This is a genomic window from Tychonema sp. LEGE 06208 (genome assembly GCF_015207505.1).
Lineage (GTDB): Bacteria > Cyanobacteriota > Cyanobacteriia > Cyanobacteriales > Microcoleaceae > Microcoleus.
The window spans coordinates 15,215-27,488 of the sequence record NZ_JADEWT010000010.1 but is presented as its reverse complement, the minus strand read 5'-3'; the positions used below and the strand labels follow the sequence as shown (position 1 = coordinate 27,488).

General features: G+C 44.7%; 12 protein-coding genes. 7 read left to right on the top strand and 5 right to left on the bottom strand.

All coding sequences use genetic code 11. The annotated features are described in order from the left end of the window. The first annotated feature begins 148 nt into the window (after positions 1-148). On the top strand, positions 149-1,480 hold the full coding sequence (locus tag IQ263_RS04560; RefSeq protein ID WP_333193346.1) for an RNA-guided endonuclease InsQ/TnpB family protein: 1,332 nt from the start codon (positions 149-151) through the stop codon (positions 1,478-1,480). Between the two features lie 126 nt (positions 1,481-1,606). Continuing rightward, on the top strand, positions 1,607-1,969 hold the full coding sequence (locus tag IQ263_RS04555) for a hypothetical protein (RefSeq protein ID WP_194066375.1): 363 nt from the start codon (positions 1,607-1,609) through the stop codon (positions 1,967-1,969). Between the two features lie 50 nt (positions 1,970-2,019). Here IQ263_RS04555 and IQ263_RS04550 read toward each other — a convergent pair whose 3' ends face one another. Further along, positions 2,020-2,184: a hypothetical protein gene (locus IQ263_RS04550; RefSeq protein WP_370588965.1), complete on the bottom strand. Its 165-nt coding sequence runs from the start codon at positions 2,182-2,184 to the stop codon at positions 2,020-2,022. 75 nt (positions 2,185-2,259) lie between these two features. Here IQ263_RS04550 and IQ263_RS04545 point away from each other — a divergent pair, with 75 nt between their 5' ends. Continuing rightward, positions 2,260-2,625 (top strand): hypothetical protein, encoded by a 366-nt coding sequence (locus tag IQ263_RS04545; RefSeq protein ID WP_194066374.1) that lies wholly within the window; start codon positions 2,260-2,262, stop codon positions 2,623-2,625. A 342-nt stretch (positions 2,626-2,967) separates the two neighbouring features. Here IQ263_RS04545 and IQ263_RS04540 read toward each other — a convergent pair whose 3' ends face one another. Next, positions 2,968-3,582: a TetR/AcrR family transcriptional regulator gene (locus IQ263_RS04540; RefSeq protein ID WP_194066373.1), complete on the bottom strand. Its 615-nt coding sequence runs from the start codon at positions 3,580-3,582 to the stop codon at positions 2,968-2,970. A gap of 278 nt (positions 3,583-3,860) precedes the next feature. Between IQ263_RS04540 and IQ263_RS04535 the strand changes: the two genes are divergently transcribed. From IQ263_RS04535 to IQ263_RS04525, 3 genes are all read left to right on the top strand, one after another. Then, on the top strand, positions 3,861-5,453 hold the full coding sequence (locus IQ263_RS04535; protein ID WP_194066372.1) for a M16 family metallopeptidase: 1,593 nt from the start codon (positions 3,861-3,863) through the stop codon (positions 5,451-5,453). Between the two features lie 319 nt (positions 5,454-5,772). Next, positions 5,773-7,254 carry a M16 family metallopeptidase gene (locus IQ263_RS04530; protein ID WP_194066371.1) on the top strand — a complete coding sequence of 494 codons (1,482 nt, stop codon included), beginning with the start codon at positions 5,773-5,775 and terminating at the stop codon, positions 7,252-7,254. Positions 7,255-7,464: 210 nt separating this feature from the next. Further along, positions 7,465-8,691, top strand: a complete 1,227-nt coding sequence (locus IQ263_RS04525) for a class I SAM-dependent methyltransferase (RefSeq protein WP_228049787.1) — start codon at positions 7,465-7,467, stop codon at positions 8,689-8,691. Between the two features lie 119 nt (positions 8,692-8,810). Here IQ263_RS04525 and IQ263_RS04520 read toward each other — a convergent pair whose 3' ends face one another. From IQ263_RS04520 to IQ263_RS04510, 3 genes are all read right to left on the bottom strand, one after another. Continuing rightward, positions 8,811-9,578, bottom strand: coding sequence for a Uma2 family endonuclease (locus tag IQ263_RS04520; RefSeq protein ID WP_194066369.1), 768 nt, complete (start codon positions 9,576-9,578; stop codon positions 8,811-8,813). Between the two features lie 187 nt (positions 9,579-9,765). Then, a complete protein-coding gene (gene asnS, locus IQ263_RS04515; protein WP_194066368.1) occupies positions 9,766-11,157 on the bottom strand; it encodes an asparagine--tRNA ligase in 1,392 nt (463 codons plus the stop codon). 109 nt (positions 11,158-11,266) lie between these two features. After that, positions 11,267-11,632 (bottom strand): sll0565 family protein, encoded by a 366-nt coding sequence (locus tag IQ263_RS04510; protein WP_194066367.1) that lies wholly within the window; start codon positions 11,630-11,632, stop codon positions 11,267-11,269. 117 nt (positions 11,633-11,749) lie between these two features. On the opposite strand from IQ263_RS04510, the gene IQ263_RS04505 reads away from it, so the two are divergent. Continuing rightward, the gene (locus IQ263_RS04505; RefSeq protein ID WP_194010122.1) at positions 11,750-12,025 is read left to right on the top strand and encodes a DUF6439 family protein; all 276 of its coding nucleotides are present in this window, start codon (positions 11,750-11,752) and stop codon (positions 12,023-12,025) included. The last annotated feature ends 249 nt before the right edge of the window (positions 12,026-12,274 follow it).

Sequence of the window (12,274 nt, the reverse complement as noted above, 5' to 3'; positions counted from 1 at the left end):
TAAGTAGAAAGGCGTAAATATTTGTAGTTGGGATGAGGCAGGAGTCAGGAGACAGAATGCAGGAGGGATTGGGGTTTTAGCCTCATTTATCTTTCTTAACACAGTTGTGTTTTTCCCCACCGACTTACTTAATTTACAGGAAAAAGAGGTGGCTAAGGTCAAAAAAACGATGGGAGTACAGCAAGTATTGCTGTCTCCCACTAAAGAAGTTGAGGCAGTATTAAATTATCTTTGTCGGCAATCTGGGAAGCTGTACAACAGCGCTGTCTATTTGGCTCGACAGACATTTTTCAAAACAGGAAGGTTGCTGACCGGAAAGTTTGACTTGTCTTTTGAAACGTCAATCGCAAAGTCGATGGTTGCTAAGTCGCTGCCTTCAACACCCATGCAGCAAACTTTGATGTCGGTTGCAGAGGCTTTTAAAAGTTTTAAAGAATTAAGAGCCTTATACAATGAAGGTCAATTGCCTTTCAGACCTAAGCCTCCGGGGTACTTAGAAGGATCGAAACTGTTCAAAGTTGCTTACCCAAACTCTGGAGGATTAAAGCCAGTATTAGTTGGCAATCAGTTGAGATTTTCTTTGGGCTTGACAGTTAGACGCTGGTTTGGAATTTCAGAATTTCTTTTGCCTATGCCGTCAAATCTTGACTGCTCAAAGGTTAAAGAGTTTACTATTCTCCCAAAAAATGGCGCTTTCTATTTGGAGATGTCTTACGAAGTAGAATGTCAACAACACGTTTTAGATTGTACCCAAGCCCTATCAATTGACTTGGGAACTGCTGACAACTTAGCGGCTTGCGTTGATACGCTCGGAAATTCCTTCTTGATTGATGCTCGCACCATAAAAGCGATGAATCAGCTTTGGAACAAGAAAGTAGCAACTAGAAAGGAAGGAAAGCCCGTAGGTTACTGGGATAGCTGGCTAGACCGCGTAACCCGTAAGCGCAACCACCAGATGCGCGATGGTGTCAACAAAGCTGCAAAGTTAATCGTCGATCATTGTTTGAAGCACGGTATCGGTAATCTAGTAATTGGATGGAACCAAGGTTTTAAATCTAATGTTGATATGGGCAAACTGAACAATCAAAAGTTTATTCAGATGCCTCTGGGTAAATTGAAAGACCGATTAAAACAACTGTGTAACTTACACGGCGTTAAGTTCACTGAAACGGAAGAAGCATATACTTCCAAGAGTAGTTTTCTTGATGGAGACTCCCTACCCAAGTACGGTGAAAAGCCGGAAGGGTGGAAAGCATCTGGAAAACGAATTAAACGTGGTTTGTATCGCTCTGCCGATGGAACTGTAATCAATGCAGATCTGAACGGCGCGGCCAACATTCTAAGAAAAGTAGCCAGTAAGTTAGGTGTAAAACTTGATCGACTGTGTAGACGGTGTTTGACTACCGTAGCGAGAGTAAAACTTTGGGTGTTACCTAAAGCTGCTTTGTCCGCAGAATCTCAGTGGCTTAAGCCCGCTTGAGTGTCAATATTCAGTTATTTTTTATGTAGCTTCACTGCGACCGCAATCTTAAAAAAAATTAACACTTTGTTTCTTGAAAATTTTGGTATAATTGTAGCATAAACTACAAAAAATCCAACATTTAAGATGGTAGAACTAAATCAGTTACTGTTAGAGTTTGAAAGAAACGTCAAATCGGAACAAGTCACAAAAGAATGGAAAGAGCGCCGGGAAAGTTGGGTTAGCGATGTGGCAGCATCAGTTAACCTGACATATCTAGCAAAATTGCTAGTTGAATTTGAATCCAACTTGCAGGGGGAATCGGTTGATATTCAGTGGAAAGAGCGTCGGAACAGTTGGGTAGAAGAATGTCTGGGAGCATCCATTGTTCAAGAAGTATCAAGTTTATTGCTGGAACTAGAAACCCAGACAAATTCGGAAGCTATGGCTGATGAATGGCCGGATAATCGCGATAATTGGGTACAGCAAATGCACAAGTTTAAGGAGTAGTTTCGACAATTCAGAGCCTGTAGATATGCGTTTTCAGGCTCTAAAATTTCCTAAGGACTCATGACTAAAGCATTCGGATCCATCATCGTATTTTGACTGAAGCACGCGACTGCAAACATTCCCACAAATACCTGAGCGATAATCTTCGGATTCATCTTTGGATAAACTTGTTTTTGCATCGCCGTTTCCCAAAAAGCCTCAGCCACATCGCTCATTATAAAAAACAAACAGTCTAAATCAATAAAATTTGTAATAAAATAGCAAAAACTGCAAACAAGAAAACATTTAATATGGTAGAACTGAACCAGTTACTGTTAGAGTTTGAAAGCAACCTCACATGGGAAGCTGTGACGAAAGAATGGAAAGAACGTCGCGACAGTTGGGAGAGTAAAGTGCAAGCAGCCGTAGAACCGTCACAGCTAGCAGAATATCTAATTGAATTGGAATCAGAAATCGAGTGGGAAGCGGTACAAAATTACTGGAAGATTTACCGGAAAAGTTGGGTAGAAGACTGTCATTCAGCATCGACTATGGAAGAAGTATCAAGTTTATTGCTGGAACTAGAAAGCAATACAACTTGGGAAGTATTGTCCGATGAATGGCAGGATATTCGGGAGAATTGGGTGCAGCAAGTGTACGAGTTTAACGACGAGTAGTGTCAGCGAGGTAGAGCTTTGTTAGTATGGGTTTTAAACCCCTGTCTAAAAGCGAAAGTCTTCTTGCATAGGACTAAATAACTTATGGGAGCATCTCAGCATTTAGGTGTGCATTTCGGTTAGTGTTGACTTAGATGCCCGCTCCCCAGCGCCTGATATTAAATCGGGTAGCATCGGAATTATATAGTGGGAGTGTCCCCAAAGAGCGATCGACAAATTCGCTCTTCAATGACTAATGACTAATGATATCAATTCCGGTTGCACTCATACATGATGTTAACTGTTAACAGTAAATTTACTCTTGCGATGAAGAGAGGATTTGATATGACTACTGACTACTGACTAATCCTTAATTAAAACGCCGTTCAGAAAAATATCTGCTAATCCTTCGGCCATTTCCTGCATTTCTTGCGGAGAAGCATTTGGTTCCCCAATCGTATTTTGACTGAAACCAGCTACTGCAAACATTCCCAAAAATACCTGAGCGACAATCTTCGGATTCATCTTCCGATAAACTCCTTTTTCCATCGCCGTTTCAAAAAAAGCCTCAGCTACAACGCTCATTTTTCCGATGACTTCTAACTGAATGCGATCGCGCAAATCCGGGTGAAACTGAGCTTCCAAAAAACAGACCCGCATCATATCGCTATTTGCGCGGATATTCAGCATCCGCCGGCGCATCACCTGAGCCACTGCTTTGTAACTGCCCATCTCACTCAATTCTGTCAGCAAATCTGTCAGTATTTCCACCCATCCTTCCGTCGCCACTTGAATCAAAATCGCTTTTTTATTATCAAAATGCCGAAATAGCGTACCCTCCGCCACCCCTGCCGCCGCTGCTAAATCGCGAGTTGTCGTACCGTCGTATCCGCTGCGGGCAAACAACCGCACAGCCGCTTGTAAAATCCGCTTTTTGGTTTCTGTTTCTGAAGGAGGAGACTGATTAAAAATTCGCATGGCTTAATCGGTAATTGGTGACTTGGAATTGCGGGTTTGGGACGGGCGGGCGAAATAATGTTAAGTTTTAAGTTGTGCGCGGCTTTAATCTTAAACTTCAAACTCCTCGCCGAGATCCAGATTCTTTTTGAGATTGGCTGTATCAGCCTAACATCTGCGGCGCAACAGATCGCTTATGCCTCCAAAAATCTTTATCCTTAGAAAAGTATCGCTGGCATCGATCGCCAACATTTATTTGTTTGACAATCCAAAATCCCCAATCTAAAATCTAAAATCGAATGACCCCGCAGTTCCAAAAACCACGCGCGGCGAAGCTATCCCCTAGGGAATCGCCCCGCCCAACTCGATTCATCGCCTCCCTGCTGGCTGCTGTAATGCTGTGGTGGGGAATTTGCCCTCAAATCGCCTCCGCCCGCGAGATGCCCGCTAACGGCTCTCCAGCAATGTCTGTTCAACCGTCGCTCGATCGAGTAATCGAGCAAGTCACCGAATTCAAGCTCGACAACGGCATGACATTCGTGGTGCTCGAAAGGCCCCGATCGCCCGTAGCATCGTTTTTAATTCACGCTGACGTAGGAGGCGCAAACGAACCCGACGGTCAAACCGGAGTCGCCCACTATCTCGAACATTTAGCTTTTAAGGGTACGCCAAAAATCGGCACTACCGACTACAAAGCCGAAAAGCCGCTGCTAGAAAAACAAGACGAACTCTTCGAGCAAATGCAATCCGCCAAGGCGATCGGCAAAACCGAAGAAGTCGCCAAATTTAGAGCAGAATTGGACAAAGTTGAAGCAGAAGCAGGGCAATTTGTCAAGCGCAACGAATTCGGCAAAATAGTCGAACAAGCAGGCGGAGTCGGACTAAATGCCGCTACTTCTACCGACTCAACAATGTATTTTTACAGCCTCCCAGCTAACAAATTAGAACTGTGGATGTCGCTGGAATCAGAGCGATTTCTAGAACCTGTATTTCGGGAATTTTACAAAGAAAAACAGGTAATTTTAGAAGAACGGAGGCTGCGAACTGAGAATTCTGCGATCGGACAAATGGTTGAAGCTTTTGCCAGCACAGCCTTCTCGGTTCATCCCTACCGCCGCCCCGTAATTGGCTACACCGAAGACATTAAAAACCTGACACGAGAAGACGTGCAGAAGTTTTTTGAGACTCACTACATCCCCAGCAAGCTAACAGCAGCGGTGGTAGGAGACGTGAAAGCCTCGGAAGTGAAGCGGCTCGCTCAAATTTATTTCGGTCGCTACAAAGCGAAACCAGCGCCTTCTGAATTGGAAATTGTGGAGCCTCCGCAAACGCAAACCAAGGAAGTCACGCTGAAGTTAAAAACTCAACCTTGGTATTTGGAAGGATATCACAGGCCGGCGATGAATCATCCCGACAATGCGATTTATGAAATTATTGGTTCTTTGCTCAGCAACGGCCGCACTTCTAGGCTTTACAAGTCTTTGGTAGAGCAGCAGCAACTGGCGCTAGCGGCTCAAGGTTTCAGCGGCTATCCGGGGGAAAAGTACCCGAATTTGATGTTATTTTACGCTCAAACTGCTCCGGGAAAGACGGTTGATGAAGTAGCGGTGGCTTTGAGCAAGGAAATCGATCGCCTGAAAAATGAGCCAGTTTCTGCTATGGAATTGGAGCGGGTGAAAACTCAGGCGAGAGCGGGTTTATTGCGATCGCTCAATTCTAATATGGGCATGGCTTTTTCGCTGCTGGACTATCAAGTAAAAACTGGTTCGTGGAAAAATTTGTTTAAGGAATTGGATGCGATCGCGGCTGTTTCGCCTGCTGACATTCAGCGAGTTTCTCAGGCAACTTTCCGCCCGGAAAACCGCACGATTGGTAAGCTTTTGTCGCTTTAAGAAGTCATCAGTCATCAGTCATCAGTCATCAGTCATCAGTCATTAGTCATCAGTCATTAGTCATCAGTCATCAGTCATCAGTCATTAGCTCGTTTTCAGGCTCTGCCTGGGAACGCAGATAAACGCAGATCAGCGAGCAACATCCTTCATTTCAAATCAGCGAGGCAGAGCCTCTAGATATCGGTTCCCAGGCATAGCCCGGGAACCAGTTAAACCAGTTAAAAAGGTAAAAAAAACTCGTTTCCAGGCTCTGCCTGGAAATGCAGATCCCGAGGCTCTGCCTCGTCGAATTGTCAACAGATTAAACTTAGGAGAAAGAATGAAAAGGACTAAATTGAAACTAAAAAAAGTAAAGTTATTTCTGCTATCACTTTGCATTTTTACTGTTTCATTGGGCACGTTTAATTTGTTACCTTCCTTCGCGGCAGGGCCCAAACACTATGACGAATTAACATTCCCGGCGGTGCCAGAAATTAAACTGCCTAAATACACTCGCTTCGAGCTAAAAAATGGCATCCGAGTTTATCTGATGGAAGACAGGGAACTCCCGTTAGTCGGGGGAACGGCGCTATTTCGCACGGGCGATCGCTTTGAACCTGCAGATAAAATTGGATTGGGAGGTTTGACGGGAGAAGTGATGCGAACTGGCGGCACGGGCCGGCATACGGCTGATGAATTAAATCAGTTGCTAGAACAGCAAGCGGCTGCGGTAGAAACGGGGATTGATGTTACTTCTGGTAGCGCTAATTTTAGTGCTTTAGCTGAAGATTTGGAATCGGTGTTTGACTTGTTTGCGGAGGTGATTCAAGAGCCAATTTTTGAAGAGGAAAAGTTGGATTTAGCGAAGAATCAAACTCAAGGTGCGATCGCCCGCCGCAATGACGATCCTAACGATATTACCGGGCGCGAGTTTGAAAAGTTAATTTATGGCGATCGCAGTCCCTACGCCCGCACGGTAGAATACAAGACTATCGCAAATATTTCTCGCGACGATTTGGTGAGTTTCTACCAGAAGTATTTCCACCCCAAGAATATGATTTTGGGTATTTCGGGTGACTTTGATACTGCTAAAATGCGATCGCTCGTGGAGCAAAAATTCGGGAATTGGCAACCGACTCAAAATGCAGAAGTGCCAGCGCTACCAACGGTATCGCCCGCAAAGGAGGGCGGCGTATTTTTTGTAAACCAGCCACAATTGAGTCAAAGTTACGTGCAGATGGGACATTTGGGCGGAATGCTCAACAGTCCAGATTACGGTGCTTTGGACGTGATGAATGGGGTTTTGAACGGTTTTGGCGGGCGTTTGTTCAATAATGTGCGATCGCGCCAAGGTTTAGCTTACACAGTTTACGCCGCTTGGAGTCCGAGATATGACTATCCGGGAGTGTTTGTCGCTGGTGGCCAAACGCGATCGGACGCGACAGTACCGTTTATCAAGGCAATTCGCGCTGAGATCGATCGTATTCGCACCGAACCAATTACCGCCGAAGAATTAGCTTTTGCTAAAGATTCCACCCTCAATTCTTTCATCTTCAAATTTGAAAATCCGAGTCAAACATTGTCGCGATTAATGCGCTACGAATACTACGGTTATCCCGAAGATTTCATTTTTAGCTACCGCCGCAGCATCGAAGCAGCCACAATTGCCGACGTGCAGCGCGTAGCCAAGACTTACTTGAAACCGGAGAATCTGGTAACATTAGTAGTGGGAAATACTGCGGCAATTCAACCGCCACTATCGAGTTTGGGAACTGCGGTAAAAGTGCAATCTGTTGATATCACAATTCCGTCCGCGACTTAATCGATGATTCCTGTGACGCACCAGACTATTGTGTGGTGCGTCACTGTGAGATTGTGAATCTAATTTGTAATATCAATTCCGGTTGCACTCATACATGATGTTAACTGTTAGCTGTTAACTGTTAACTGTTAACTGTGAATTTACGATTCCGATGCTAACGAATTTGATATAAATTTTCGAGTGCGAACCTTACGGCTAATGAATAATATAATGAATATAACCACACAAGAGCAATTCGAGTTAATCCTAGGTTCTAGTATAGAAAGTCAAGAATTCATCAGATTAACTTTAGGAAAGTATAGAGGAGGAGAAGACGGTTTAACTAAAATTATTGTGAGAATTGTACAATTAAAAGCAAGCATAAAGCTTTCTTTCACCTATAGTTACAAAACTAAGGAAATAGTCAAAAATCACCCAATCGAAGAGGGATTAGATTTAATCAAAACCCTGATTGGCAGTGAATTTATGAGTATTAGATTATTCTCGATCGAGCAAGATGTTCAACTTGAGTATGGCAAAAATAAAAACCCTAAAATTAATTTTATCAAGCCCACTTTTACCAATCCTGTTGATACGACTCCGCAGCAACACGACCGCAGGAAGAAACGGTATATTGAATCAGAAAATAATGTATATCTCAGAGCATTAGGCATTACCAATAGTCAAGGTAATGTCGTAAGAACGATGGAAGATAAGTTCAGACAGATAAATAAGTTTGTGGAAATCATACATGGCTTAGTTGAATCATCAGGATTGGCAGAAAAAAGTCATATTTCTGTAGTTGACATGGGTTCAGGCAAGGGATACTTAACCTTCGCAATATATGATTTTCTGAACAATATTTTAGACAAGGAAGCATCGGTGATTGGTATAGAAAGCAGAATACATTTAGTGGATTTTTGTAACTCTGTTGCCCAATCAGTTAATTTTGAAAGGTTATATTTTAACCAAGGAAACATCAGTAACTATAGCGCAGAAAAATCAGACATAACCATCGCACTTCATGCCTGCGATACTGCAACAGATGATGCAATTTATAAAGGGATACAGTCTGATTCTTCTTTGATCATCCTAGCACCATGCTGCCACAAGCAAGTTAGGAAACAAATTCATCCGAATATGGTTTTGAAGGATCTCCTAAAGTCTGGTATTTTGCTGGAGAGGCAATCGGAAATAGTGACTGATGGATTGAGAGCGCTTTTACTTGAATTGTCTGGCTATAAGACTAAGGTTTTTGAGTTTATAGCTGCTGAACATACGAGTAAAAATATAATGATTGTGGGAATTAAAAGCAATCATAGTATCAATAAGGAGCAGATTATTGGACAGATTAAGGAAATTAAAAAACTTTATGGAATAAACTTTCACTATTTAGAGACTTTACTATTTCCCCACTTCTTTCTTTCCCCCGATCTGGCCGATCTAATTAATGCTTAGTTGGTAAGCGATCGCGCTATAATACCAATTTGAACCCGATCGCATTCAAGCAGTAATGCTGGGTTTGAAGCGCCCTATGGTCAATTTGGATTGAGTAGCGATTTCCCCGATCGCCCGAGTCAGGCCAGCCGATCGATATCAACACCCAACTCCCGCAACTTAGCCGCCAATAAATCCGCCCGCAACCGTTCACGTTCCGCCCGCTGGCGTTCCTGTTGGGCCCGCAACCGTTCATATTCCGCCTGTTCCGAACTCCACAGCAGCAAATTTCCAGCTTCATCCCACCAGCGCAGCCAATTCATAGTTTGGCCCAGCCGTTCCCCCGACCAAATCCCCAGCCACAAATCAAACTCTGGAATCCGCACCCGCCCTGACGCATCAGCAGCCTGCGTTTCATAGGCTCCATTGAGCAAATACCGCACTTCCAGCTTGGGTTCGTAGGGGTCGTAAGTCACATAGGTTGGCACTTGCAGAATCTGTTCGTAGAAGTAGAGCTTGCCGTAGGGAGGAGTCGATCGCACGGACAATTCGCCGTAATCTTCATTAGACAAAAACTCCATCACCACCGATACCGGCGCACCCTCCAGATTCGGCGTGTAGCTGCGGCGAATCGTGCCCTCTGCAACTCCATGCACTTGCGACACGAAAAACCAATCCGGTGCTTTAACGACAGTCTGCTTATTTACCGTCGCTACCAGTCCAAAATTGGAACCGATCAGGGCGATCTGTTCAATGCGTCCAGCGGCTCCCAGAGCATCGGTGAGAGCAGCAGCAAGAGGCGGTTGTTGAATATTTTCCACAGGATCGTCCGGTAAAACAAAGTCGGCTGGTAGGGGTTCCCAGGTGACAGTTGGTGTTGTGGAACTTGATGAGATTTGAAGAACCATTAACTCATACCATTTGAGATTTTATATTTGAGATGGGAAAAGAAGACGCTTGCGGTTGAAACCGCGTCTATACAGACCAAACCCGCCTCTGCGGGTTAAAGAACACGCTGTGAAGATTATGTTATTGTCTTCAGTCCGCGGAGGCGGAGTTTGTTTTTGTAGGTGCGGTTTCAACCGCCGTCTGCAACTAAAAATCAATAGTCAAAGGCGCTCTCGGAAACGGAATTACATCGCGAATATTCCCCATTCCCGTCATGAATTGCACCAACCGTTCAAACCCCAAACCAAAGCCAGCGTGAGGCACAGTACCGTAGCGGCGCAAATCCAAATACCACCACAACTCCTCCTTATTCATCCCCTGCGCTTCCATGCGCCGCTCCAACACATCCAGCCGTTCTTCCCGCTGGGAACCGCCGATAATTTCCCCAATATTCGGAGCCAAAACATCCATAGCTCGCACGGTTTTCTCGTCTTCATTTAAACGCATATAAAATGCTTTAATTCCGACCGGATAATCGCTGACAATTGTCGGCTTCTTAAACAAATCCTCAGCCAAATAGCGCTCGTGTTCCGACTGCAAATCTAAGCCCCAGCTTACGGGAAAATCAAACTTTTTGTCGGCTTTTTCCAAAAGTGCGATCGCCTCCGTGTAAGTAATCCGCTCAAACTGATTGTTAATAATATTTTCAGCAGTAGCCAAAACCGTCTTATCAATCCGCTCGTTGAAAAACTCCATATCCTCCGGGCAATGCTCCAAAACGTACTTAAAAATGTACTTTAAAAACGCCTCAGCCAAATCCATATCACCCTGCAAATCGCAGAAAGCCATCTCCGGTTCAATCATCCAAAACTCAGCCAAATGTCGCGAAGTATTAGAATTTTCCGCTCGAAAAGTCGGGCCAAAAGTGTAAACATTGCCGAAAGCCATCGCCATAACTTCCGCTTCCAACTGGCCGCTAACTGTTAAATAAGCGCGCTTGCCAAAAAAGTCCTTCGCATAATCAACCTCTTGCGAATCCGTGCGCGGCACATTCTTTAAATCAAAGTTGGTAACGGCGAACATCTCCCCCGCACCTTCGCAGTCGCTAGCAGCGAGAATTGGAGTGTGAACCCACAAAAAGCCGCGTTCCTGAAAAAATTGGTGTACCGCCGCCGAACAAGCATTGCGGACTCTAAACACAGCGCCGTGGGTGTTTGTGCGCGGCCGCAAATGGGCGATTGTCCGCAAAAATTCCAAGGAATGGCGCTTTTTTTGCAGCGGATAAGTTTGCGGGTCTGCTTCGCCGTAAACTTGTACTTGCGAGGCTTTTAACTCAATTCGCTGTCCTTTCGCAGGTGACGCTACCAGCACTCCCGACACCTCTAAAGATGCACCTGTATTAAGTTGTTTGAGTATATTTTCAAAATCCGGCAAATCAGCATTGATGACTACCTGCAAATTAGCCATCGCCGAACCGTCGTTAACTTCCACAAAGGCAAATTCTTTCAATTCGCGCTTAGTACGCACCCAACCTTGAACAGTGACAGTTTCGCCCGGTTCACCACCGCGCAAAATTGCTGCAATTCGTTGACTTGTCATAATATCCACTCCTGTTTATTTAATATTTTGCACCAAAATTCTCTCTTTTCTCTTCCTCTGCGCCCTCTGCGCCCTCTGCGGTAAAAAAAATCATAAATCCCAACATAATTCAACCCGCGTAGGATTTCAAAATCCAACCGATCAAAATGCCGAGTCCCCCAAAGCGAACTGCTTGCCAAAAAGGTTGTTTTATGCTTCCCCAAGAAAACAGGCTGCTTTCTAAATTTAACTCGATCGTTTCCAATTCTTGCTCAATTTTCCGCAATTCTTGCTTGAGTTGCGGCAATGGATTTTGGCGCAGAGACTGGCGCACGTCTTCGCGCCGGTGCCCGAGTTCGTCTTGGCGCTGTCGATCGACCTGAATTTGAGTGTAACGCTCTTTGACGGCTGCGAGCGATCGCTCCACTGCTGCGATCGCCTGCACAAACTCGTCTTCTTGCTCTTTTTGACTTAACTCTGACGGCTGTTGAGGCATTTCGATCTGCAAACCTGACGAGAATAAAAAAAACCGATTCCCAATTAAATTGTTATTATTATGTGCAGTTATTTAAAAAATTCAGAAACCCTAGCCAAATCCCTATAATTGCCACCTATGCTTGAAACCGCACAAACAACCCAAACTGTCAACCTCAACGAGCTTAGCACGGTAGAACTAGCTCAAGCTCTAGCAGCGCGCCTCGCCATCTCCGAAAAAGATTGGCACCGTCTCAAAGCCAACCGTTCTGCGCGGGCGGGCGAGCAAGCTGCGGCCGCTTTGGTGTTTTTGCTCAAAAAACAGCCAGAAGAAGCTCTCCCGCGCTTACAACAAGCCGCAGGATGGCTGGATCGATCGATCTCTGCTCCTCCCTGTCCCACCCACGGCAAATAATTGTGAGTCGCTGAGTCTTGAGGTGAACAGCGGATTTGTTGCTAAAAAATCAGACGATCGCGCCGCTCGATCGAGCAGCGCGATTGCGAGTTAAAAAAGATTTTATACTTTTCTAACTCAAAACTCAAATTTTGCATTATCATCTAGTATCAATAGCCAGATAATCCAAATTTTCAATCCCTGCTTCAGCGGGGAAACGAAAAAATTTGCCAGTCTAGCCGAACCTAAAACTGCTGCAAAATATCATTT

Coding starts and splice junctions, on each gene's coding strand:
- asnS (WP_194066368.1), bottom strand. CDS start 11,157: ATGACAAGTCAACGAATTGCAGCAATTTTGCGCGGTGGTGAACCGGGC.
- IQ263_RS04555 (WP_194066375.1), top strand. CDS start 1,607: ATGGTAGAACTAAATCAGTTACTGTTAGAGTTTGAAAGAAACGTCAAA.
- IQ263_RS04505 (WP_194010122.1), top strand. CDS start 11,750: ATGCTTGAAACCGCACAAACAACCCAAACTGTCAACCTCAACGAGCTT.
- IQ263_RS04510 (WP_194066367.1), bottom strand. CDS start 11,632: ATGCCTCAACAGCCGTCAGAGTTAAGTCAAAAAGAGCAAGAAGACGAG.
- IQ263_RS04545 (WP_194066374.1), top strand. CDS start 2,260: ATGGTAGAACTGAACCAGTTACTGTTAGAGTTTGAAAGCAACCTCACA.
- IQ263_RS04535 (WP_194066372.1), top strand. CDS start 3,861: ATGACCCCGCAGTTCCAAAAACCACGCGCGGCGAAGCTATCCCCTAGG.
- IQ263_RS04530 (WP_194066371.1), top strand. CDS start 5,773: ATGAAAAGGACTAAATTGAAACTAAAAAAAGTAAAGTTATTTCTGCTA.
- IQ263_RS04550 (WP_370588965.1), bottom strand. CDS start 2,184: ATGAGCGATGTGGCTGAGGCTTTTTGGGAAACGGCGATGCAAAAACAA.
- IQ263_RS04525 (WP_228049787.1), top strand. CDS start 7,465: ATGAATATAACCACACAAGAGCAATTCGAGTTAATCCTAGGTTCTAGT.
- IQ263_RS04540 (WP_194066373.1), bottom strand. CDS start 3,582: ATGCGAATTTTTAATCAGTCTCCTCCTTCAGAAACAGAAACCAAAAAG.
- IQ263_RS04520 (WP_194066369.1), bottom strand. CDS start 9,578: ATGGTTCTTCAAATCTCATCAAGTTCCACAACACCAACTGTCACCTGG.